The 22,365-nt window shown below is 71.8% G+C and carries 23 protein-coding genes and 2 tRNA genes; 10 read left to right on the top strand and 15 right to left on the bottom strand.

Features of this window, described 5'->3' with window-relative positions:
- Positions 1 to 20: 20 nt before the first annotated feature.
- Together DEJ22_RS04725 and DEJ22_RS04720 are read right to left on the bottom strand one after the other, a co-directional pair.
- Positions 21 to 97: transfer RNA gene (locus DEJ22_RS04725), tRNA-Pro, on the bottom strand.
- 54 nt (positions 98 to 151) lie between these two features.
- Positions 152 to 475: a hypothetical protein gene (locus DEJ22_RS04720; protein ID WP_111227566.1), complete on the bottom strand. Its 324-nt coding sequence runs from the start codon at positions 473 to 475 to the stop codon at positions 152 to 154.
- 55 nt (positions 476 to 530) lie between these two features.
- Between DEJ22_RS04720 and DEJ22_RS04715 the strand changes: the two genes are divergently transcribed.
- A tRNA-Gly gene (locus DEJ22_RS04715) sits at positions 531 to 604 on the top strand.
- A 239-nt stretch (positions 605 to 843) separates the two neighbouring features.
- Here DEJ22_RS04715 and DEJ22_RS04710 read toward each other — a convergent pair.
- The gene (locus DEJ22_RS04710) at positions 844 to 2,571 is read right to left on the bottom strand and encodes a glycosyltransferase (protein WP_111227567.1); all 1,728 of its coding nucleotides are present in this window, start codon (positions 2,569 to 2,571) and stop codon (positions 844 to 846) included.
- Complete coding sequence (locus DEJ22_RS04705; protein ID WP_111227568.1) at positions 2,568 to 3,734, bottom strand: hypothetical protein; 1,167 nt, start codon at positions 3,732 to 3,734, stop codon at positions 2,568 to 2,570. The genes DEJ22_RS04710 and DEJ22_RS04705 overlap by 4 nt, the downstream gene beginning before the upstream one ends.
- Positions 3,735 to 3,975: 241 nt before the next feature.
- Here DEJ22_RS04705 and DEJ22_RS04700 point away from each other — a divergent pair, with 241 nt between their 5' ends.
- Entirely contained in the window at positions 3,976 to 4,290 is a 315-nt protein-coding gene (locus tag DEJ22_RS04700; RefSeq protein WP_111227569.1) for a hypothetical protein, read from the top strand.
- 99 nt (positions 4,291 to 4,389) lie between these two features.
- Entirely contained in the window at positions 4,390 to 4,542 is a 153-nt protein-coding gene (locus tag DEJ22_RS04695; RefSeq protein WP_181430876.1) for a hypothetical protein, read from the top strand.
- Positions 4,543 to 4,578: 36 nt separating this feature from the next.
- Here DEJ22_RS04695 and DEJ22_RS04690 read toward each other — a convergent pair whose 3' ends face one another.
- The 4 genes from DEJ22_RS04690 to DEJ22_RS04675 form a co-directional block, all read right to left on the bottom strand.
- Entirely contained in the window at positions 4,579 to 5,466 is an 888-nt protein-coding gene (locus DEJ22_RS04690) for an EamA family transporter (RefSeq protein ID WP_111227570.1), read from the bottom strand.
- A 13-nt stretch (positions 5,467 to 5,479) separates the two neighbouring features.
- Positions 5,480 to 6,142 carry a response regulator transcription factor gene (locus DEJ22_RS04685; protein ID WP_111227571.1) on the bottom strand — a complete coding sequence of 221 codons (663 nt, stop codon included), beginning with the start codon at positions 6,140 to 6,142 and terminating at the stop codon, positions 5,480 to 5,482.
- Positions 6,143 to 6,182: 40 nt separating this feature from the next.
- Complete coding sequence (locus DEJ22_RS04680; protein WP_111227572.1) at positions 6,183 to 7,787, bottom strand: sensor histidine kinase; 1,605 nt, start codon at positions 7,785 to 7,787, stop codon at positions 6,183 to 6,185.
- Between the two features lie 93 nt (positions 7,788 to 7,880).
- Complete coding sequence (locus tag DEJ22_RS04675; protein ID WP_111227573.1) at positions 7,881 to 9,287, bottom strand: serine hydrolase domain-containing protein; 1,407 nt, start codon at positions 9,285 to 9,287, stop codon at positions 7,881 to 7,883.
- A gap of 33 nt (positions 9,288 to 9,320) precedes the next feature.
- Here DEJ22_RS04675 and DEJ22_RS04670 point away from each other — a divergent pair, with 33 nt between their 5' ends.
- A complete protein-coding gene (locus DEJ22_RS04670) occupies positions 9,321 to 9,974 on the top strand; it encodes an FMN-binding negative transcriptional regulator (protein ID WP_111227574.1) in 654 nt (217 codons plus the stop codon).
- The gene (locus DEJ22_RS04665) at positions 9,971 to 11,449 is read left to right on the top strand and encodes an amidohydrolase (RefSeq protein ID WP_111227575.1); all 1,479 of its coding nucleotides are present in this window, start codon (positions 9,971 to 9,973) and stop codon (positions 11,447 to 11,449) included. The genes DEJ22_RS04670 and DEJ22_RS04665 overlap by 4 nt, the downstream gene beginning before the upstream one ends.
- 44 nt (positions 11,450 to 11,493) lie before the next feature.
- On the opposite strand, the gene DEJ22_RS04660 is transcribed toward DEJ22_RS04665, so the two are convergent.
- The 3 genes from DEJ22_RS04660 to DEJ22_RS04650 are packed head-to-tail and all read right to left on the bottom strand — an operon-like array spanning position 11,494 to position 13,594.
- Positions 11,494 to 12,423, bottom strand: a complete 930-nt coding sequence (locus tag DEJ22_RS04660) for an Fpg/Nei family DNA glycosylase (protein WP_111227576.1) — start codon at positions 12,421 to 12,423, stop codon at positions 11,494 to 11,496.
- Between the two features lie 18 nt (positions 12,424 to 12,441).
- On the bottom strand, positions 12,442 to 12,930 hold the full coding sequence (locus DEJ22_RS04655; RefSeq protein ID WP_111227577.1) for a ribose-5-phosphate isomerase: 489 nt from the start codon (positions 12,928 to 12,930) through the stop codon (positions 12,442 to 12,444).
- A gap of 10 nt (positions 12,931 to 12,940) precedes the next feature.
- Positions 12,941 to 13,594, bottom strand: coding sequence for a helix-turn-helix domain-containing protein (locus DEJ22_RS04650; RefSeq protein ID WP_111227578.1), 654 nt, complete (start codon positions 13,592 to 13,594; stop codon positions 12,941 to 12,943).
- Here DEJ22_RS04650 and DEJ22_RS04645 point away from each other — a divergent pair.
- Positions 13,593 to 14,120: a GNAT family N-acetyltransferase gene (locus DEJ22_RS04645; protein ID WP_111227579.1), complete on the top strand. Its 528-nt coding sequence runs from the start codon at positions 13,593 to 13,595 to the stop codon at positions 14,118 to 14,120. The two genes, DEJ22_RS04650 and DEJ22_RS04645, sit on opposite strands and share 2 nt — an antisense overlap.
- 86 nt (positions 14,121 to 14,206) lie before the next feature.
- Here the strand turns inward: DEJ22_RS04645 and DEJ22_RS04640 are convergent, their stop codons facing one another.
- On the bottom strand, positions 14,207 to 14,851 hold the full coding sequence (locus DEJ22_RS04640) for a mycothiol-dependent nitroreductase Rv2466c family protein (protein ID WP_349775157.1): 645 nt from the start codon (positions 14,849 to 14,851) through the stop codon (positions 14,207 to 14,209).
- Positions 14,852 to 14,971: 120 nt separating this feature from the next.
- On the opposite strand from DEJ22_RS04640, the gene pepN reads away from it, so the two are divergent.
- The 3 genes from pepN (at position 14,972) to DEJ22_RS04625 (ending at position 19,167) form a co-directional block, all read left to right on the top strand.
- Positions 14,972 to 17,551, top strand: a complete 2,580-nt coding sequence (gene pepN, locus DEJ22_RS04635) for an aminopeptidase N (protein WP_111227580.1) — start codon at positions 14,972 to 14,974, stop codon at positions 17,549 to 17,551.
- Between the two features lie 84 nt (positions 17,552 to 17,635).
- Complete coding sequence (locus DEJ22_RS04630; protein ID WP_111227581.1) at positions 17,636 to 18,700, top strand: mechanosensitive ion channel family protein; 1,065 nt, start codon at positions 17,636 to 17,638, stop codon at positions 18,698 to 18,700.
- On the top strand, positions 18,697 to 19,167 hold the full coding sequence (locus DEJ22_RS04625; RefSeq protein ID WP_502862334.1) for a globin: 471 nt from the start codon (positions 18,697 to 18,699) through the stop codon (positions 19,165 to 19,167). Before DEJ22_RS04630 ends, DEJ22_RS04625 begins: the two co-directional genes overlap by 4 nt.
- An 85-nt stretch (positions 19,168 to 19,252) precedes the next feature.
- Here the strand turns inward: DEJ22_RS04625 and DEJ22_RS04620 are convergent, their stop codons facing one another.
- Both DEJ22_RS04620 and DEJ22_RS04615 read right to left on the bottom strand, forming a co-directional pair.
- Positions 19,253 to 20,095, bottom strand: coding sequence for an NAD-dependent epimerase/dehydratase family protein (locus DEJ22_RS04620; protein WP_111227640.1), 843 nt, complete (start codon positions 20,093 to 20,095; stop codon positions 19,253 to 19,255).
- Positions 20,096 to 20,224: 129 nt separating this feature from the next.
- On the bottom strand, positions 20,225 to 20,926 hold the full coding sequence (locus DEJ22_RS04615) for a DUF8185 domain-containing protein (RefSeq protein ID WP_111227582.1): 702 nt from the start codon (positions 20,924 to 20,926) through the stop codon (positions 20,225 to 20,227).
- Between the two features lie 43 nt (positions 20,927 to 20,969).
- On the opposite strand from DEJ22_RS04615, the gene DEJ22_RS04610 reads away from it, so the two are divergent.
- Positions 20,970 to 21,827 carry an acyl-CoA thioesterase gene (locus DEJ22_RS04610; protein WP_111227583.1) on the top strand — a complete coding sequence of 286 codons (858 nt, stop codon included), beginning with the start codon at positions 20,970 to 20,972 and terminating at the stop codon, positions 21,825 to 21,827.
- A 55-nt stretch (positions 21,828 to 21,882) separates the two neighbouring features.
- Here the strand turns inward: DEJ22_RS04610 and DEJ22_RS04605 are convergent, their stop codons facing one another.
- Positions 21,883 to 22,365, bottom strand: a complete 483-nt coding sequence (locus DEJ22_RS04605) for an acyl-CoA thioesterase (protein ID WP_111227584.1) — start codon at positions 22,363 to 22,365, stop codon at positions 21,883 to 21,885.

Raw genomic sequence — 22,365 nt, 5'->3', positions numbered from 1 at the left:
GGTTGACGTTCGAGTGGACCTGGTCGGGGCGACAGGATTCGAACCTGCGACCTCCCGCTCCCAAAGCGGGCGCTCTACCAAGCTGAGCTACGCCCCGTGACTGGGCCAGGGTGGCCGCGCACGCCCGAGGGCACGCACGACCGCGACGAGTCTAGCGGTCCCCCGGTGCCTGGTTCCCGGGCGGCGTGCCGCGTGTGGACGGTTCCTGCTCGGCACCGCGCCTGAGCGCCTGCCGCCACCGCAGGCCGACGGCGATCTGCACCCCGAGCGCGGCGACCATGAGCCCGACCCCGAGGACGATCCGCCAGACGTGCAGCAGCGCGTGCCAGGGCTGGGCCTGCGGGTCGCCGAAGACCTCGGGACGGAGCGAGAAGACGACGGCGGCGACGGCGAGCAGCACGAACGAGAGCACCCGGGAGCGCTTGATCCGGCGCGTGTCGGAGTCACCCGGCTGCGGCAGCACGTTCGATGGCATGTCGGGGGCCGTTCGTCCGCTACGATGGTGGCGCTGCGGACGTGAGTCGCAGCGCGGGGATGTAGCTCAATGGTAGAGCCCCAGTCTTCCAAACTGGCCACGCGGGTTCGATTCCCGTCATCCCCTCCACCTTTCCACGGGCTTCCAGCTGGCACTGCGCCGACGCTCGATCCCCGTCATCCCCTCCACCCCTTCCACGGGCTTCCAGCTGGCACTGCGCCGACGCTCGATTCCCGTCATCCCCTCCACGGCCTTCCAGCTGGCACTGCGCCGACGCTCGATCCCCGTCATCCCCTCCACGGCCTTCCAGCTGGCACTGCGCCGACGCTCGATCCCCGTCATCCCCTCCGTACCGGGCCTCGTCGTGCTCAGGCCGTCGTCTTCGTCAGGCCGTGCTCCGTCTTCTCCCAGTAGTGCGGCCGGGTGATCAGCTGCCAGAGCCCCTTGTACGCGGCGATCGAGTGCAGGACCCAGTACACGGGGTTGAGGAGCGCCCACCCCATGAGGTCGAACCGAGCGCGCTTGTAGGGCCCCATCATCGTGAGGTAGATCATCGTCGCGTTGCCGAGCAGGAAGTCGAGCACGCAGAGCCAGAGGACCGGCGCCGGGAACACCGGGGCGGTCCACTCGGGCGGGAGCACCAGCGTCGCGACCGTGACGACGATGCCGGGCAGCATGCCGAGGAACGTCAGCGGCGTCCCGGCGATGAGCAGCGCGAACGCGGCCGCACGACGGATGCCGATCTCGGCCACGAGCGCACGCGGGCGTCGTGCGTGCACGAGGGCGGTCTGCATGTACCCCTTGATCCAGCGGGAGCGTTGCCGGACGAAGTTCGGGATCGAGGTGTTCGCCTCCTCCATCGTCGTGGAGTTGACCACGGCGACGCGGTACCCGACGGCGGAGGCCCGGATGCCGAGGTCGGCGTCCTCGGTGACGTTGTACGGGTCCCACCCGCCGAGTTCGCGGAGCAGGTCGGTGCGGAAGTGGTTGGACGTGCCGCCGAGCGGGATCGGCAACTGGCGGGCGTCGAGTCCGGCGAGCATGTAGTCGAACCAGTACGAGTACTCGAGCGTGAACATGCGGGTCAGCGGGTTCTCGTCGGCGTTGAAGTAGCTCAGCGCCGCCTGCACGCACACGGTGTCGTCACCGGCGCGGTCGAAGGTCAGGAACACCTTCTTGAGCTGGTCCGGGTCGGGTCGGTCCTCGGCGTCGTAGATGACGACGTACTCTCCCTGCGCGATCGCGAGTCCGACGTTGCAGGCGCGCGGCTTCGTCTGGGGAGACCCCGGCGGCACGATCACGATGCGCATCCAGTCCGGCGGTGCGGCGTCGAGGACGGCCTGGCGGGTCTCGTGGTCCTCGGCCTCGACGAGCACGAGGACCTCGAGCCGGTCCTTCGGCCAGTCGAGTACCTCGAGGTTGCGCACGAGGTCGTGCACGATGTTCGCCTCGCGGAAGACGGGCACCAGCACGGTGTACGTGGGCAGGGTGTCGTCATCGAGCGCGGTGACGTCCTCCGCCGACACCTGCTCGACCAGGTCGAAACGGGCGCCGACCATCGACACCCAGAACTTGAACACGATCCCGGCCAGGAACCCGAGCGAGAGCGCCGCGGTCACCACGGCGGCGGTGGTCCCCGGCGCCACGACCAGGCAGGCGGCGAGCACCACCAGCGCGACGACGACGCCGACCTGCTGGCCCCGGGACAGCACGGTGCGGGCGGACAGTGCCGGGTTCGTGCGGGCGAGACCGTGGGCGGCGAGGTCGGCGACCTCCTCCTCGAGCTCGTAGGCGATGCGCTGGCGGACGTCCGCCTCGGACGCGCTGCGGAGCACGACGGGCTCGCCGAACTCCTCGGTGAGCGCGGCGCGGAGCACGTCCGGCTCGGACCGCCCGCTCGTCAGGACGAGCACGCCCTCGCGGATGCGCGCGGACGCGACCCACCCCTCGTCGACGTGCCGCTGCACCGAGCAGCGGTGCGGCGGCCGCCAGTCGGTCTCCTCGCCGCGGTGGCGGCCGGTGGCGACGACGGCCGGGCGGACCGACGACGTGGAGACGGTCGGGCTGCCCTCGGCACGGGGCTCGACGGCGGTCATCCGGCCACCACCGCGACCAGGGCGTGCATCCACTGGACGACGACCTCGCGCTGGAACGCAGCGGCCCACGCGAGCGGCACCTGCAGCACGGCGAGGAGCACGACCAACGCGCTGGTCACCCGGCTGCCGGCCCGCGGGAGGATCGCGATGGCGACGCTGAGCATCGTGACGAAGACGTTGCCCGCTGCTGCGACGGGGATCAGGCCGATCGCGTACCCGCCGATGATCCCGCCGAACAGCGCCGCGACGAGCGCGATCGCGCCCGGCCGGCCGACGAGCAGCGCCAGTGCCGCCCCGGCCACGAGCATCGCCACGAGGAGCAGCCCGTCCGCGGTGGCGAAGAGGTGCTGCAGGCCGGCGAGACGCTCCCCGGAGACGTCGATGGACCCGCGCAGGGCCGCGAACGGGTCGTGGAGGACCATGACGTCGAGTACGGCCGTCGACAGCGCGACGGCGGCACTCGGGAACACGAGCACGAGCACGTTCGCACGCCGGACGCCCTGCTGGCCGCGCCGCGCGAGGTCGAGGAGCGGCGCCGCGAGCGCGGCGATGACGACGTAGACGAACCCCATCGGGTCGAGGAGTGTCGACATCATCAGCGAGAGCCCGGCGCGGAACCCCGCCTGGGTGTCGCCCCACGCGAAGAACCGCACCATGTCGACGACCGCGAGTGCGAAGAGCGCGATGCCGAGGAACGCCTGCAGGTCGTTGAGGGCGACGAACGCGTAGAGCGGGTTCGCACCGAGGGCGATGGTGAACGCGACGACCTTCCGCATCGGCAGCCCACGTCGGAGCATGGCCTGCGCGAGGAGCTGCAGGAGCACGCCGGCCGTGACGCCACCGAGGACCGCAGCGCCGTCAACCCCGAACGGCATGAAGCGCAGCAGTACCCCGGACAGCAGCGGCCAGAGCTGCCCGATGGCCTGCACGACGCCGCCGTCGAGCGCTGCGGTCGCGCGGTCCATGGTCACCTGGTTGCCCGTGAGCTCGAGGAGCGGGGTCGGGGCGATCCGCGACGCGATCACCGCGAGGACGACGTACGGCAGCGCGAAGGCGGCGCGGAGCAGCCACCGCACGGCGACGGGCGGCAGCGGGCGGAGCGTTGCGGGTGCCGGCACCGCACCGGTCGGTACCGGGTGCGGGCGGGAGAGCGTGACGGTCATGCGGCTCCTCCGGGTGAAGCGCGCAGGGGTGTCCTGCACCGTCCATTCCACCTCGCGTTCCGCGGACACGACAGCCCACGAACGGGGTACACGCTGGTCCCCCTGTCTGCGGACCGATCGGAATGGATGCGCGCCACGATCCCCACCCCGGGCTCGACCGACACGCCCGCCGACAGGCCGGTCGCCGCGGCGCGCACGCGCTCGACTTGACGTTGGTTCGAACACACGTTCGAATACCGCTGTGGGACGGCGTCGCGAGAACCGGTGGCAGCCCCCGGAACACCCGGAGGTCGAACGCCCGCGCGCCTACTCGCTGTCCGAGGAGGCGCGCGGGCCCGACGTGTGCCACGCCGTCACGCCCGTGCCCGTGTGGGCGTGGATACAGTTCCCCACCTTCCACATCCGGGTGAAGGGCTTCGCGAAGAGCTGGACGCGCGATGCCGTCCTCGTGGAGTGGGCGCAGTTCGGGCAGCAGGCGGACGCGTGGGTGTGGCGTTCCGCCGTCAAGCACCGCACCCTCCGCGCGGACCGGCATCCGGGGAACGCACTGCATTGACTTCGGCCCGGATGCCGAGGATCGTTCCGTGTGCACCGGTTCGTCGAAATACTCATCGATCGTGTAGTTCGTCCCGACGACCGGATGGAAGGAGGCACCATGAAGAAGCGCGAGGTGCCGTCCTGGGTCGCCCACGTGCTCACCCCGCCGGAGGTCATCGCGGCCTACGTCGAGCGGCGGATCAACGATCCGGCGCTCCTGTCGGGTGTGCAGGCGGAACCCACGTACGCGGACTTCCTCCGCGTCGAGTAGGCGGTCTTCCGGGAGGCGCGGCGGACGTTCCCGACGTCAGGGAACCTGCCCCGCGCCTCCTGTCCGTCCCGCGGCCGGCCGGATGCGTCCGCGTCGCGCCGACAGCGTGACCCCGATGCTCGCGACGCTCACGCAGGCGAGGGCGACGACCTCCTGCGCCGCCAGGCCCTCGCGCAGGACGACCAGGCCCGCCAGGGCGGCGATCGCCGGGCCGAGGCTCTGCAGCACCCCGAACACCCGGGTCGGCATGCGCCGCAGGGCGAGCATCTCGAGCGCGTACGGGAGCACGCTCGACAGGACCGCGACCCCCGCGAACACGAGCAGCAGCGACGGTGCTGCGACGACACCGTCGACCGCGGGCAGGAGCCCGGTCGGCAGCGACACGAGCATCGCGACGACCATCGAGACCGCGAGCCCGTCGACACCGGGGATCGCGGCACCGACGCGCTGGTTCATCACGATGTAGCCCGCCCAGCACGCGGCCGCCGCGACGGCAGCGACGACACCGCCCACTGCGGTGACCGCGGCGGGCCCGACGCCCAGCAGCACGACACCGGCGAGCGCCAGGAGCGCCCAGGTGACGTCGCGCCACCGCCGGGTGTGCACGAGCGACAGGGCGAGCGGTCCGAGGAACTCGATCGTCACGGCGACGCCGATCGGGATGCTCGCGAACGCCACGTAGATGAACACGTTCATGCCGCCGAGCGCCAGCCCGAGCAGCACCGCCGCCGTCCACTGCCCCCGGGTCCAGTGCCGCACGCGAGGCCGGACGAGGAGCACGAGCACGACGGCGCCGATGACGAGCCGGAGCGTGGCTGCGCCGACCGGTGCGACCTCGTCGAAGCGGGTCTTCGCGACCGCCGCACCGATCTGCACGGACACCATCGCGGCGAGCGCGAGGAGCGGTGCGGGGACGCGGTTCACGGCGTGGTCGCGGTCAGCCGAGGTAGGCGAGGACGGCGAGGACGCGGCGGTGGTCCTCACCGGTGTCCTCGAGCGCGAGCTTGCCGAAGATGCTCGACACGTGCTTCTCGACCGCGCCGGTGCCGATCACCAGCGCGCGGGCGATCGCGGCGTTCGTGCGGCCCTCGGCCATGAGTCCGAGCACCTCGCGCTCCCGCGGTGTCAGCGCGGCGAGCGGGTCGCGTCGGCGTCCCATGAGCTGCGTGACGACCTCGGGGTCGAGCACGGTGCCCCCACCGGCGATGCGGCGGACGGCGTCGTCGATCTCCTCGAGCCGGGTCACACGGTCCTTGAGCAGGTACCCGATGCCCGTCGCGCCGGCGGCGAGGACGTCCTCCGCGTAGGTGGCCTCGACGTACTGGGACAGCAGCAGGACCCCGGTGCCGGGGGCGACGCGGCGGGTCTCGACGGCGGCACGCACGCCCTCGTCGGTGAAGGTCGGCGGCATCCGCACGTCCATCACGACCACGTCGGGGGCGTCGTGCGGCAGCGTGGCGAGGAACGTGTCGGCGTCGGCGTACTGACCGACGACGTCGATCCCGGCCTCGTCCAGCACGCGCGCGAGCCCCTCGCGCAGGAGCACGGCGTCGTCGACGACGACGGCCCGGATGCGTGCTGCACCCGGGCCGTCGCTCATGCCGACCAGCCTAGTGGGAGCGTCGGTGCTCCCCGCGGCTTCAGACGCGGCCGACGGGCACGCCGTTCAGGGCGCCGAGCGGGATGCGCGCGGTGACCTCGGTCGGGCCGCCCTCGGGGCTGTTCACGACGAGCTCGCCGTCGAGTGCCCGCATCCGGCCGGTCAGCCCCTCGAGCCCGTGCCCCTCCTGCGGTCGGGCGCCGCCCCGGCCGTCGTCGGTGACGCTGACGGTCAGGTACCAGAGACCGGAGGCGTCGACGATGAGTCCGAGGTACACCCCCGCGGTCGAGGCACCCGCGTGCTTCATCGTGTTCGTCAGCAGCTCGCTGACCGTGAAGTACACGTTGCGCTGGATCTCCGTCGCCAGCTCGAGCCCTTCGGGCAGGCGGACGTCGAGCCCCACGGGGATCGGGGTGCGTGCCACCAGGGCCTCGAGCGCGGCGACCAGGCCGCGGTCGAGCAGGATCGGCGGCGCGAAGCCCCGGGACAGGGCGCGCAGTTCGTCGAGGGCGTCCTGCGCGTGCTCTGTGGCCTCGCCGATGAGCTGCTTCGCCTTCTCCGGGTCGCGGTCGAAGGCGCGCTCGGCGGCGGCCAGGTCCATGCGGAGCCGGACGAGCCGCTGCTGCGGGCCGTCGTGCAGGTCGCGCTCGATCTGCCGGAGCGTCTGACCCTCGGCGGTCACGGCGCCCGCACGGGACGCCTGCAGCCCGGCGACGCGCTGCTCGAGCTGCTCGGCACGGAACCCGCCGAGCAGGCCGAAATCGATCCAGTAATGGGCGAGCACGGAGCCGCGTGCCCAGAGCGGCAGGAGCAGGACGGACGCAGCCATCGACAGCAGGCCGAGGAGCGCGACACCTCCCACGAAGCCGGTGTCCCAGCTCGGGAAGTACAGTCCACCGACCCCGCCCAGGCTCCACGCCGCGCCGACGGCCAGGGGCCACGCGAACCCGACGGCGAGCAGGACCCCGGCCCCGACGGTCACCAGGGCAGCGAGCGGGTAGACCACGGCCGCGTGCAGCAGGTAGAGCCAGTAGTGCGGGTTCGCCACCGCGGAGCCGGTGCGCGTCCACCAGTTCTGCTGCCACCGCGGCGTCCAGTCCACCGGACGGATCGGCCGCGGGTCGGCCCAGCCGATGCGGAGCTTCTCGAACTGGCCGAGCCACCGCGCCACGAACAGCGCGATGAAGAACATCAGGAGCACGAACGGGTTGAACAGGTCGCGCAGGCCCCGACCGAACAGCGCTGCGGGGAACGCCGCGTAGAGTGTGCAGAGCAGCACGGCGGTCAGTGCCATGTACCCGAAGTCGCGCGGCAGGCGGCGCCAGGCCTCGCGGTAGAACCGGCCGGCGGTCATGCCCGAGCCGGCACCGCCCCCGCTCCCCGACGCGCCCGCGGCGGCGAACGGCGGCTGCCCGGCGGCGAAGGGCGACTGCCCCGGTGCGGACGCCTGCCCCGCCGTCGGCGTCGCAGCCCAGCCCGACGGCGCCGTGGGAGGACCGGCGTCGGGCGTGGGGTGCTGTTCGGGCATCGGCTTCGTGGCTCCCTGGTGCACGGTTCCGTCGAGCGGGACGGTCGGTGCACGATCGGCGGCGTGGTCGTCCAGCGGGACGGTCTCGGCCTGGTCGAGGCGGTCGGTGTCGGTCATGGGTCCAGCCTCCCGGAGCCCGTCCCCACGTCCCATCCTGCCGTCTCCCGGATCGGGGGTGGGGTTATCCCCCGGCCTGCGCCGGACGCGCCGTCAGACGAGGGCGGCGGCGACCTCGGGGGTCTCCCCGGGCACCGACCACGGGCGGTGCGTCATGCCGCTGTCCCCGCGGAACGACACGACGGTGCCGGTCTCGTCCCGTGTGTAGGTGATGCGCTCGTCGACCGAGCCGAAGCGGTTGCCCGACGCCATGAGGAGTGTGTCCTCGTCGACGACCGCGAGCCGCACCGGCGACTCCGTGGGGACGGGCTGGGTGGGGTCGATCGCGAGCAGACGATCGCCGATCCGGGCGACGTCGGTGATGCCCTCGAACGTGGTGAACCGTCCCGTGTACCGATCGGTGTCCACGCCCTCGGGCAGCTCGGGACCGGGAGCCTGCTCGTCGGCAGCGGCGTCGAGCAGGTGCACGATGCCGGTCGCCAGCATGCCCGCGGGGCCGGTCGCGCTGCTCGTCAGGACGGAGACCACGAGTGACGACGCCGGGTCGAACACCGACTGCGTGATCTGCCCGGGGAACCCGCCGGAGTGCCCGCGCACCTCCCGCCCGCCGATCCGGTCGACGATGAACCCCGCGCCGTAGCCGCGCGCGGCCGGGTCGCTGTCGAGCGCGCTCCACGCCTTCCGCTGCGCCAGCCGCTTCGCGTGGTCCGAGAGCAGCGAGCCCCGACCGGGCACGTGCGCCGAGAAGTACCGGACGAGGTCGGACGCGGTGCCGTGGAAGCCCGTCGCCGCGGCGAGCGCCCCGGTCGTCACGTGCGGGACGCGCGCGCGGGTCCGCGCGGTGTGCAGGCCCGTGTAGCCGACGACGAACTCGTCCTCGCGGGCGGGGTCGAACTCCGGGCCCGTGCCGGTCAGCCCGAGCGGCTCGACGATCGCGCTCCGGACGTGCTCGGCGTAGGACGTGCCGGTGACGGCCTCGATCACGAGCCCGAGCAGGCCGTAGCCGAGGTTCGAGTAGTTGAAGGCGGACCCGACGGGCACCTTCGCGCCGCCCTCGACCACGAGCGTGACGAGCTGGTCGGAATCCGGGAACGGGTGGTCGAGCGCCCAGTGGTCACCGTCGGCACCGTCGCGGACCACGCCACCACCCATCTCCATCAGCTCGCGCACCGTGGCGTCGGCGATCGGAGAGCCCGCCTCGACGAGCGCGGGCACGAACGAGCCGACGGTGTCGTCGAGCCGGAGCGCGCCGGCGTCGGCGAGCTGCAGCAGCGCGGTCGCGGTGAACGTCTTCGAGTGCGACGCGATCCGGAACAGGTCCGTGGTCGTCAGGCGTCGCCCCGCTTCGACGTCGGCGTACCCCCAGGCCTCCGAGAAGAGCACCTCGTCCTCGAAGCCGATCGCGACCTGCACGCCGGGGAGCCGGAGCTGCCACACCTTGTAGTCGATCCACTCACGGATGTACGGCAGGACGGACTCGTACGCGGCGCGCTTCTCCATGCCGACCAGCCTGGCATGTGCCACGCTCGTCGCATGCGGCACACACCCCACTTCCTGATGACCGACGTCGACGAGGTGCGGCGCCTGATCGACGGGCACCCGTGGGCGACGATCGTCTCGCACACCGCTTCGGGGCTCGTCGCCTCGCACTACCCCTTCCTGCTCGAGGCGCCGGGCCCGGACGACGATCCCGACCACCTCGTCCTCGTGTCGCACGTCGGCAGGCCGGACGAGGTCGCGCACGAGCTCGGACAGCACGAGGTCCTCGTCGTCTTCCAGGGTCCGCACGGGTACGTCTCCCCCGCCTGGTACCCGCCGGAGCAGTTCGTCCCGACCTGGAACCACGTGACGGCGCACTGCTGGGGGACGCCGGAGATCCTGTCCGACGAGGAGAACTTCCGCGTGCTCGGCGAGCTGGTCGACCACTTCGAGCGGGTCATGCCCGAACCGGTGTCCCTCGAGGTCGACGAGGACACGGCCCGGCGCATGGCGAAGGGCACCGTCGGCATCCGCGTCCGGGTCACCCGGTTCGACGCACGCGCGAAGCTCTCGCAGAACAAGGCTCCCGAGGTCGTCGAGCGGATCGTCGCGGGGCTCCGGGGTGACGGCCCCTACGCCTCGCCGGCACTCGCCGACGCGGTCGAGCGCGCACACGTGGAGCGCCGGGACGGACGGGAGGCATCGTGACGGACGTCCTGCTCCGCACCGTCCGCCGGGTGGGCACCTCCGGCGCCCCGTGCGACGTCCGCATCGTCGACGGCCGCGTCGAGGCGGTCGCCCCCGCGGGCACGCTCGACCCCCCGTCGAGCGTCGACGCCGACGTCGTCGAGACCGACGGCGCGTGGCTCGGCCCGGGCCTCGTCGACCACCACGTGCACTTCGACCAGTGGGCGCTCGTCCGCCGGCGCGTCGACGTGTCCACCTGCACCTCGGCGGAGGCGACCGCCGACGCGCTCGCCACGGTCGCGCGCGCCGGTGTGACCGACCTGGTGCTCGTCGGTCACGGCTACCGTGACGGGAACTGGCCCCGCCCCGCACGACGCGAGTTGCTCGACCGGGCCGCACCGGGCCTCCCGGTCGTCGTCGTGGCCGCGGACCTGCACGCCGTCTGGTGCAACGCGCTCGCGCTCGCCCACTGCTCGGCGCTCCTCGGACGGCCGCTCGCGGCCGGCGACGACGGGGTGCTGCGCGAGCAGGACGCCTTCGACGTGACCGCGGTGCTGTCCCGGGTGCCGGACGACGTGCTCGACGGCTGGGTGGCCGAGGCGGTCGACGCGGCGGCCGCCCGCGGCGTGACGCGCGTGGTCGACCTCGAGATGGTCTTCGGGCTCGACCGCTGGACCCGGCGGGTGCACGCGGGGACGGACGGCCTGCGGGTCGACTCGGGGGTGTACCCGGGCGAGCTCGATGCGGCGATCGCTCGCGGCCTGCGCACCGGTGACGTCGTGGACGGCACCCGCGGACTGGCCCGGATGGGTCCGTTCAAGGTGATCACCGACGGCTCGCTCGGCACGAGGACGGCCGCGATGACGTCGGGCGAGGGCGCGCTCGCGTACCCGTTCGAGGACCTCGTGGCGATGGTCCGGCGCGCCGTCGACGCCGGGCTCGTGCCGGCCGTGCACGCGATCGGCGACCGGGCGAACACCCTGGCGCTCGACGTGTTCGAGGCCGTGGGCGCGCGGGGCAGCATCGAGCACGCCCAGCTGCTCGCCGACACCGACGTCGACCGGTTCGCCCGGCTCGGGATCGTGGCGTCGGTCCAGCCGGAGCACGCGATGGACGACCGGGACATCGCCGACCGGTACTGGGCGGACGTGACCGACCGGGCCTTCCCGTTCGCGTCGCTGCACCGGACGGGGGCCGAGCTCCGGCTCGGGTCGGACGCTCCCGTGGCGCCGCTCGACCCGTGGGTGTCGATGGCGGCCGCGGTCGGGCGGGACCGCGACGGCCGTACGCCGTGGCACCCGGAGGAACGCCTGTCCGCGCTGACCGCGTGGCGCGGCTCGACCGAGGGCAGCCGGGTCGGAGTGTCCGTCGGTGACGTGGCCGACCTGGTGTTGCTGGCCGCGGACCCGCTGGCGGTCGCCGACTCGGCGGCGCTGCGCCACGCCGAGGTGCTGGGGACCGCGATCGCGGGGCGGTTCACGCACCGCGACCTGTAGCGGCCGCGGCTCGTTCCGTCCAGCAGCTCCTTCTGGTCCCCGGTCTACTTCTGATCGCGCGGGCACCAGTAGAGCTTGCGTCCGGCCATGTCCGCCATCCGGATCTCGGTCCCGCACACCCGGCAGGGTTCGCCCTGGCGGTGGTACACCCAGTGCCGGTCCTTCCGCGAGCGGACGGCCTTGGCGTGGTCGGCCTCGGACAGGTCGTCCATCGTCAGCATGAGGCCGTCCCGGACCCCCGCGTGCAGCAGCTTCGACCAGTCCTGCCAGAGCGCCTTCGCCTGCTTCACGGTGATCTTCTTGCCGGGCTTGTACGGATCGATGCGCTGCCGGAAGAGCAGCTCGGCGCGGTAGATGTTGCCGATGCCCGCGACCACCGACTGGTCCATGAGCAGCTGCCCGATCGCGACGTTGCGCTTCCGGACGTTGTCGACGAAGGTCTTCTCCGCCTCCGGCCCGTCGTCGTTGATCGGGTCCGGTCCGAGCTTGTCGAGGGCGCGCTGCACGCCGGCCGGGTCCTCGACCACGCAGGCGGTCGGGCCGCGGAGGTCGGCGACCGTGTCCTCGGTCAGGATGCGGACGCGCACCTGGCCGACGGGGTCCGGCGGGAACGCCTCGATCGGGTCCTCGGCCTTCTCCTGCTCGGCCATCCGGTAGCGGGCGAGCCGCGGAGCGCCGATCGACGACAGCGACTCCTCGCCGTCACCGTCCTCGGACAGTGCCTCGGCCGACGAGATCACGCCGGCGAAGTCCCACGCGCCGTAGAGCCCGAGGTGCACGCGGAGGAACAGGTCGTCCTCGAACTCGAGGAACATCTGCTTCGCCACGGCCCGGGCAGCGATCATGCGCTTGCCGTCGAGCTGGGCGGCACCGGCCGCGAACCGCCCCTGCGGGCTGGAGACCTCGCAGCGCTTCCCGACGAAGTGCCGCGAGAACTGGTTCGCGATGCGGTGGACGGAGTGACCCTCTGGCATCGGTCCTGTCTACCCGGACTACTCGTCGATCTGCTTACCGGCGATGTGCCCCGTCGTCTCGTACTCGGCGAGCTGCGCGATCCGGCGGGCGTGACGCTCCTCGCCGGAGAAGGGCTCGGCGATGAAGAGGTCGACGAACCGGATGGCCTCGTCCTCGGTGTGCTGGCGCGCGCCGATCGAGATCACGTTCGCGTCGTTGTGCTGCCGGGCGAGCACTGCGGTGGACTCGTTCCAGACGAGCGCGGCGCGGATGCCCTCGACCTTGTTCGCGGCGATCTGCTCGCCGTTGCCCGAGCCGCCGAAGACGACACCGAGCGCCTCGACGCCCGCGCGCTGGTCCTGCACCACGGCGTGCGCGGCGTTGATGCAGAACGAGGGGTAGTCGTCCAGCGCGTCGTACTCGGTCGGACCGTGGTCGACGACCTCGTGCCCCGCGTCGGTCAGGTGCTGGGCGAGGGTCTTGTTGAACTCGAGGCCGGCGTGGTCCGTTCCGAGGTGGATGCGCATGGCTCCGATCCTATTCCCGGCCCCGCGCGGCCCGGACCACCACCACGACGTACCGCACGGGCTCCGCGCCGGGGTTCCGGTAGACGACGTCGGCGGGCTCGCCGAGCTCGATGCGGTCGCCGGCACCGAGCCGCGTCTGATCGTCGCCGACGACGACCTCGAGCACACCGTCGACCACCCAGATGCAGTGCCGCAGGAACGCGTAGGCGGACGCCGGGTAGGCCACCTGTTCACCGGCCGGGAGGCGCACCTCGGTGACGTCCGCGGGGAAGTCTGCACTCGAGACCGGACGGCGGCGGTACCCGGTCTCGGGGTCGGTCCACGAGTCGGCGGTCGCGCCGCGCTGGACGCCACGTGCCTCGTCCGGGTCGGTCGCCCTGGGCACCTCGTGGTCGAGTGCCTCGTCGAGGAGCTGCGAGATCGTGAGCCCGAACGCACCGGACAGCCTGCCGAGGATCGTCGCCGTCGGGCTCGAGACCCCGCGCTCGACGCGGTTGATCATCGCGCGGGAGACACCGGACTCCTCGGCGAGCTCGGTCAGGCTCCACTTCCGTTCGGTCCGCAGACGCTGCAGCCGCTCCCCCAAGCGGCGCTGGTCGGCGTCGTCCGGGTGTTCGTCACCGGGTTCCGCCGCCGGCTCGACGTCGTCTACGATCTGAGACATGGCGACAGCATATGCGACGGAGTGGACGGCCCCGGTCACGGTCCGGGACTGCGAGCCGCGCGACCTCGACGTCGTCCACGCCCTGCACGTCGACGCCGTGCTGCACTCGACCGCCATCTGGCAGGAGGAGCCGCACCCGCGGGAGTACTTCGACGGGTGGCTCGCCGAGCGTCGTGCCGCCGGACTGCCCGTGCTGGTCGCCGAGGTCGACGGGGCGGTCGCGGGCTACGTCACCTACAGCGCGTTCCGGCCGCACCAGGGGTACCGGCACACGGTCGAGCACAGCGTCTACGTCGTGCCGGCGTTCCGCGGTCGGGGCATCGCGACCGTGCTGATGGAGGCCCTCGTCGCGCACGCCCGGGCGGCCGGGATGCACGTCCTGATGGCGGGCATCTGCTCGACGAACACCGGCTCGATCGCGCTGCACGAGCGGCTCGGGTTCACCGTCGTCGGCGTCCTGCCCGAGGTCGGGCGGAAGTTCGACCGGTGGTTGGACCTGACCCTGATGCGGCTGCCGCTGGCCTGACGGGGCGCCGGCCGGACGGCGGGCGCGGGCGGAGCCGCACCGCGCCTCCCGTCCGTCCACCGGTCGCGTCGTGGACGCTGGCCGGGCTACTCGACGGTGTCGAAGATCGGGCCGACCGTCCGTGAGCGCTTGAGCTCGAAGAAGCCGGGGACCTTCGCGACCGCGACGACGCCGTCCCACAGGTCGAGCGCCTCCTGTCCCTTCGGGGCCGGCGAGATGACGGGGCCGAAGAAGGCGGTGCCCTCGACGGCGATGACCGGGGTGCCGACGTCCTGGCCGACCCGGTCGATGCCGTCCTGGTGGCTGGCGCGGACGGCCTGGTCGACCTCGTCGGTCCAGGCGTACTCGAGCAGGTCCTCGTCGAGGTCGAGCTCGCGGAGCACGGCCGGGACGACCTGGTCCGGGTCGGACTCCTGGCGGTGGTGGACGTGCTCGCCGAGTGCGTCGTACAGCGGCTTGACGATCTCCTGGCCGTGGCGGAGCAGCGCGGCGGTCACGATGCGCGGGTAGACCTGCCCCTTGTGGATGCGTTCCCGGTACTCGTCCGGGATGTCCTGGTCCTCGTTCAGGACGAACAGGCTCATCACGCGCCACGTCACGTCGATCGGGCGCTGCCGCTCGACCTCGCCGACCCAGCGGCTGGTCATCCAGGCCCACGGGCAGTTCGGGTCGAACCAGAACTCCACAGCGGTACGGGCGGTCTCGGTGTTGTCCACAGTCGTCTCGGTCACGCTGCGAGCGTACGCGCGCTCGCTAGGCTGATCCCATCGTCCCGACGGCGCACGACGCCTGCCGGGATCCCCTCACCGCGGACATCGATCGTCCGCGCCGCAAGCGAAGTTGGAGCGTCCGTGCCCGGAGAGAACCTCACCAGAACCGAAGCCCAGGAACGCGCCGCGATCGTCGACGTGCAGACGTACGACGTCGAGCTGGACCTGACCCGCGGGGCCGAGACCTTCGGCAGCACCACGCGCGTCCGGTTCACCGCGACGGCCGGTGCCTCGACCTTCATCGACGCGATCACGAAGACCGTGCACTCGATCACGCTGAACGGCACCGCGCTCGACGTCGCGGCCATCAACGACGGCGTCCGGATCCAGCTCGACGACCTGCAGGAGCAGAACGAGCTCGTGGTGGTCGCCGACGCGATGTACACGAACACGGGCGAGGGCCTGCACCGCTTCGTCGACCCCGTCGACGACGAGGTCTACCTGTACTCCCAGTTCGAGGTCCCGGACTCCCGCCGCATGTTCGCGGTGTTCGAGCAGCCCGACCTCAAGGCCGAGTTCACCTTCACCGTCACGGCGCCGGCCCGCTGGCAGGTCGTCTCGAACTCCCCGACGCCCGAGCCGCACGTCGACGGCGAGGTCGCGACCTGGTCGTTCACCCCGACCGCGAAGATCTCGAGCTACATCACGGCGCTCGTCGCCGGCCCGTACGAGGTCGTCCGCGACGAGCTCACCAGCCGCGACGGTCGCACCATCCCGCTCGGTGTCTTCGCGCGGCGCTCGCTCGCCGAGTACCTCGACCCCGAGTACGTCTTCGAGACGACGAAGAAGGGCTTCGCCTACTACGAGGAGAAGTTCGACGTCCCGTACCCGTTCGAGAAGTACGACCAGCTCTTCGTGCCGGAGTTCAACGCCGGCGCGATGGAGAACGCCGGCTGCGTGACGTTCACCGAGACCTACGTGTTCCGGTCCAAGGTCACCGATGCCATCAAGGAGCGCCGGGTCGTCACGATCCTGCACGAGCTCGCGCACATGTGGTTCGGCGACCTCGTCACCATGAAGTGGTGGAACGACCTGTGGCTGAACGAGTCGTTCGCCGAGTGGGCGTCGACCATCGCCACGGCCGAGGCCACCGAGTGGACCGAGGCGTGGACCACGTTCCAGGCGATGGAGAAGTCCTGGGCCTACCGCCAGGACCAGCTCCCCTCGACGCACCCGATCGTCGCGACGATCAACGACCTCGAGGACGTCCAGGTCAACTTCGACGGCATCACGTACGCCAAGGGCGGTTCCGTCCTCAAGCAGCTCGTGGCGTGGGTCGGCATCGACGCGTTCTTCGCGGGCGTCTCGGCGTACTTCAAGAAGCACCACCACTCGAACACCGAGCTCCGTGACCTGCTCGTCGAGCTCGAGGCGACCAGCGGCCGCGACCTGACCGAGTGGTCGAAGCTGTGGCTCGAGACCGCCGGGGTGAACACGCTGCGCCCCGAGATCGAGGTCGACGAGTCCGGCGTGATCACGTCCTTCGCCGTGCTGCAGGAGGCCCCGGCCGACCACCCGACGCTCCGCCCGCACCGCCTGGCGATCGGCGTCTACGGGTTCGCCACGGACGAGTCGGCGCCGTTCGGTGCCGACACCGCTTCAGCCGGCGGCAAGCTCGAGCGCACGCACCGCGTCGAGATCGACGTCGACGGTGCCCGCACCGAGGTCCCCGAGCTCGTCGGCGTGCACCGCGGCGACCTCGTGCTCCTCAACGACGACGACCTGGCGTACGCCAAGATCCGTCTCGACGAGCAGTCCCGCCGTACCGCGATCGAGCACCTCGCCTCGATCGCGAACCCGCTGGCCCGCTCCATCGTCTGGGGTGCGATGTGGGACGCCACGCGCGACGCCGAGTCGCCCGCGAGCGACTACGTCCGCCTCGTGCTCGGCAACATCGCGACCGAGACCGAGTCGACGACGATCCGCACCACGCTCTCGCAGCTGCTCCTGACCGCGCGCAGCTACGTCGCGCCGGCGAAGGTCGACGCCACCGTCCGCACCGTCGGCGACACGCTCTGGCAGCTGGCGGCCTCGGCCGAGGCCGGTTCCGACGCCCAGTTCCAGTTCGTGAAGTTCTTCGCGCAGATCGCCTCGACGCCGGAGCACGTGACGACCCTGCAGGGCCTGCGCGACGGTTCCGTCACGCTCCAGGGCCTGGAGATCGACACCGATCTGCGCTGGGAGCTGCTCGAGGGCCTCGTGCTCGCCGGTGCTGCCGGTGACGCCGAGGTCGACGCCGAGCTCGCGGCCGACAAGACGGCCTCGGGTGAGCAGGCCGCCGCCCGGGCGCGTGCGACGATCCCCACGGCCGAGGGCAAGCTCGCGGCGTTCTCGTCGCTCGTCGACTCGGCCGAGGCGCCCAACGCGATCGTCCGCCAGACGACCGTCGGGTTCCAGCACACCAACAGCCCGGTCGTGCTCGAGGGGCTCGTGTCGAAGTACTTCGACGTGCTGACGCGCATCTGGGCCGAGCGGACCTACCACATCGCCGACACGATCGTCAGCGGGCTCTACCCGGCACCGCTCGCATCGGTCGAGCTCCGCGACGCGGCGAACGCCTGGCTCGACGCACACCCGGAGACCCCGGCGCTGCGTCGCATCGTGTCCGAGAACCTCGCGGGTACCGAGCGCGCCCTGCGGGTCCAGGCGGCCGACGCCTGACCCTCGCGCTGCGGTCGGACTGAGGCGGGGCCTCGGTGTTCCTCAAGGGACGCCGAGGCCCCGCCCTCTACCATCGTTCGGATCATGAACTTGGCTGCGAACACCGATGACGTCCCGAAGTGGATGTCGAACACCTTCACCCAGTTCGTCGACACGTGGCACGTACCGATCGTCATCGTGGTCACGATCATCGCTGCGATCGTCATCCGGCTGCTCCTCCGCCGCACCATCAAGAGCGTCGTCGACCGCGTCGTCAACGGGGCGAAGCGTCGACAGAACGTCGAGGACACCCAGGCCCTCATCGCCTCCCCGGTGCAGACGGCCCGCGTGGTGCAACGGACACGGACGCTCGGCAGCGTCCTCGAGAACCTCGCGACGGTCGTGGTCGTGATCATCGCGCTGGCGGTGATCATCCCGCAGGTCCTGCCGAACGCCGCCGTCGGGATCGTCGGTGGTGCCTCGCTCATCGCCGCGGGCCTCGCGGTCGGCGCGCAGAGCATCGTGAAGGACCTGCTCTCCGGCGTCTTCATGATCCTCGAGGACCAGGCGGGCGTCGGCGACGTCGTCGACACCGGCCAGGCCACGGGTGTCGTCGAGAACGTCGGCCTGCGCGTCATGCAGATCCGCGACGTGAACGGCATCCTGTGGTTCGTCCCGAACGGGCAGATCCTGCGCGTCGGCAACCTCTCGCAGGGGTGGTCCCGTGTGCTCGTCGACATCACGGTGCCCTACGACACGGACATCGACGCTGTCCAGGATGCCCTGCTCCGCGCAGCCGTGACCATGTCGCAGGAGCCCCGTTGGCGGCAGCGCATCGTCGAGAAGCCGGAGATCTGGGGTCTGCAGTCGATCTCGGATGCCGGCATGGTGTTCCGACTGGTCGTGAAGACGCGCGCCGCCGAGCTCGACGTCGTCGGCCGCGAGATGCGCGTGCGCCTCAAGCGCGCCGTCGACGAACTCGGCGTCACCCTGCCGGCCATGGCGATGATCATGCCCGAGGGGTGGGAGAACGCCACCTCGATCAACGGGCTGCGGACCGTCCGGACCCAGCCGACGCCGGCACCGACGAAGTCCCGCGGGAAGCGTGGGAACCTGTTCGGACGGGCGATCCGCACGGACGACCAGGACCCCGGGAAGGACCACCAGTGAGCGACCTCAACCCGCCGGTTCCCGGGGGCGTCCCCCGGGGCGTCCCCGCACAGCCGATCACCCTGCGGGTCGGTGAGCACGGGGCCAGCGCGACGGGGTCGCTGTACGACCGGATCGGCGGCGCACCGACGTTCGACCGGCTCGTGCGCCGCTTCTACGAGGGCGTGCAACAGGACGAGGTCATCTGGCCGATGTACCCGGCCGACGACCTCGAGGGCGCGATCTGGCGGCTCTCGGCGTTCCTGCAGCAGTACTGGGGCGGGCCGGGCACGTACAGCGAGGAACGTGGACACCCGCGGCTGCGGATGCGCCACAACCCGTTCCGGATCACCTCCGAGGCGCGGGAACGCTGGCTGCACCACATGCACGAGGCGGTGGAGTCGCTCGCACTCGCACCGCTCGACGAGGCGGAGCTGTGGGCCTACCTCGACCGGGCCGCCCACGCCATGACGAACACGTTCGACTGAGCGCACCTGGTCGCTGCCTCGGACGGGAGGCGCGTGGCGGCGCCGCCACGCGCCTCCCGTCCGACGTTGCTGGCTCCGGGCGCTGTCAGCGGGCGTACGAACCGTGTGCCAGGTCCTCCAGCAGGGTCGGGCCGCTCGGCTCCCAACCGAGCGCGGCACGCGCGTGCGCGCCCGATGCCGCCTGGTGCAGGAGCAGTGCGTCGGCGAATTCCCTGCCCAAGCGCGCGCGGCTCTCGTCGGCGCTCTCGGGGACGACGGGCGATCCGTGTGCGCCCGCCTCGGCGATCTCCCGCACGGTCGGGTTGTCACCCGAGGCCGCGACGACGTAGCCGTCCTGCTCGGCTCGGTGCAGGGCGAGCACGTACAGCTCCCCGAGGTCGTCGACGTGCACCGTCGTCCAGCGCTGTGAGCCGTCCCCGACCAGCCGGACCTCGTGCTCGCCATCGCCGACGAACATCGCGGGGATGCCCGCCCCTCGGCCGTGGACGATGCCCGGCGCGATGATCGTGGTCCGGGCGTCGCTCGTACGGACACGCGCCTCGATCGGAGCGCGCCAGGCGGTGAGCGCCGGCGGTGACACCGGCGACTGCTCCGAGATGTCCTCCGAGGCACCGAACGTGAAGATCCCGCCGGTGTGCACGAACGGCTTGACGGTGCCGGAGAGCGCCTCGGTCACGGTCGCGGTGACGTCCGGGTCCACCGACGCGGCGGAGGCCGTGTGGACGACGCCGTCCGACTCGTGCGCGAGGCGCCGGACGAGGTCCGTGTCGGTGACGTCACCGACGACGGCCCGGCCGCCGGCATCACGGACGGTCTGCGCCTTCGCGTCCGAGCGGACGATCGCGCTCACCTCGTGCCCGTGGGCGACGAGGGCGCGGAGGACGGATGACCCGATGTAGCCGGACGCACCGGTGAGGAGGACGTTCATGACGCCACCCAACCACGGCGACCGGCGCGGCTGGTGGACGAGGGCCACACCTGTGGACGGACGTTCCCCTCCACAGCGCACGTGTGGGGCGGTGGCACGTCGTGCCCTGCTGCCGCTCCCGTGACGCGGCTAGTGGTCGAGACTCCAGGCGCGGCGCTTGACGAGGACGTGGCCCCGCGACGTCGTGAGGCGGCTCCAGGGACCGGTCTCGAACAGGCGCACCGGGTCGTGCCCGAGGAACCCGAGGCTCTCCCCCGCGAAGCCCGCCGCCGCGGGCACGTGCTCGATACCCGGCACCGGTCGCCCCCAGACCTCGGCACGGATGCGACGGACGATCGCCTCACCCGCGTTCGACGGCACGGCGTCGGCCACCTCGGCGATGCCGTCGCGCGCAGCCCTGCGCAGGAGTTCCGGTGACACGTCGGGCAACGGCACCCAGCCGCCGCGGGGCGGCGAGATCGCAGCCCAGGTGACGGTGTGGACCTCGTGCGGCAGCTCGACCTCGATCGGGGTCGGACGGGTGGGGTCGGCGCCGTCCGCACCGGCCGCGTCGTGCTCCTCGGCGAGGACCCGCAGCCGCTCCTGCAGCGATGCGAGCGGGACGACCGCGTCGATCCGCTCGGGCTGGGTGAGCGAGAACGTGCGGAGCCCGAGCACCGTGGGCAGCTCGTCCAGCAGACCGATCGGGTACAGGATCGCCGTGTACACCGCGAGGACGCCGGAGTCGGCGATGAGGCGGACCGACCCGTCCTCGATCCGGGCAGCGCGTCCGAGGTAGGTACGGAGGTCGCCGAGCGAAGCGGCGTCGGGAAGCGTGAACGAGGTGCCCATGTCGACACCGATCCTACCGGCGACGGGTTCGTAGACTGCGGGGGTGAACGGCGAACCCGACTTCCTCAGCACCCTCCGCCTGCAGGACACCGGTGCGAGCACCGGCGAGACGATCCTCACCGGCGCCAGCCACTGGTCGCCGGGCGGTCGGGTGTTCGGCGGACAGGTGCTCGCGCAGTGCATCGTCGCGGCACAGCACACCATCGAGGACCGCGACATCCACTCGATGCACGGGTACTTCCTGCGCCCCGGCGACATCGACGTCCCGATCACCTTCGCCGTCGAGCGCATCCACGACGGCCGGTCCTTCGCCACGCGCCGTGTGCAGGCCTACCAGCGCGGCGTGCCGATCTTCTCGATGATCGCGTCGTTCCAGCGACCGGACGAGGGCGTCGAGCACCAGGACCCGTTCCCGGTGGACACGCCGGACCCCGAGACCCTGCCGTCCGCCGCGTCGATCCTCGCCCCGATCGACGACCCGGTGGCACAGGCCTGGGCGGAGCGGTCGATCGACCTGCGGCACGTGGACGGACCCGTGTTCGTCGACGTGCAGGGCGAGCAGGTCGCGCACCAGGCCGTGTGGTTCCGGGTGCAGGGCGAGTTGCCCGACGACCCGGCCCTGCACCGCGCAGTGCTCGGCTACGCCAGCGACCTGTCACTGCTCGAGCCGATCATGCGTCGGCACGGGATGGCGTGGGGGACGCCAGGGGTCAAGCTCGCGAGCCTCGACCACGCGATGTGGTGGCACCGGGACGCCCGTGCGGACGAGTGGGTGCTGTACGCGCAGGAGTCGCCGAGTGCACAGGGTGGCCGGGGCCTGGCGTTCGGACGGATGTTCGCCCGGGACGGTCGTCTCCTGGCCTCGGTCGCGCAGGAGGGCATGATGCGCGTCCCCCGCTGACGCCTACTGACCGCCGCTGACCTCCGGCATCGAGGCCGAGCAGCACGCACGGCCACTAGGGGCGGGAGAACGTCACCGGTGGCTCGATGTACGGCTCGCAGGCAGCGCGCTCCTCGTCGGTCAGACGTCGCGGTCGGTTCGTCGCGGCGTCCACCATGACGAGCGCCGTGGTCGCTCGGGTGTACAGCACCGCAGGTTCGACACCCGCCGGCGACCAGACCTCGTAGGAGACGTCGATGCTCGCGCCGCCGATGCGACCGATCCAGAGCTGCACGTCGAGGGGGCGACGCAGGTACGGGATGGACGCGAGGTACTCGAGCCGCTGCGCCGCGATGACGGTCATCGTGCCGGAGCCCGGCCGCCCGTCGATGATCGGGTCGGGCAGGTCGCCCGGATCGTCGACGTCGGCCGGGTCGTGACCCCAGAACCCCGCGATGCGCGCCTCCTCCAGGAGACGCAGCATCGCGGAGTTGTTGACGTGTCCGTACGCGTCGATGTCACTCCACCGCAGGCGGATGGGAGCGTGGAGCCTCGCCAC

Origin of the sequence: Curtobacterium sp. MCSS17_007, from assembly GCF_003234175.2 — a bacterium.
Taxonomy (GTDB): Bacteria; Actinomycetota; Actinomycetes; order Actinomycetales; family Microbacteriaceae; genus Curtobacterium.
This window is presented reverse-complemented; position numbering and strand designations above follow the sequence as displayed.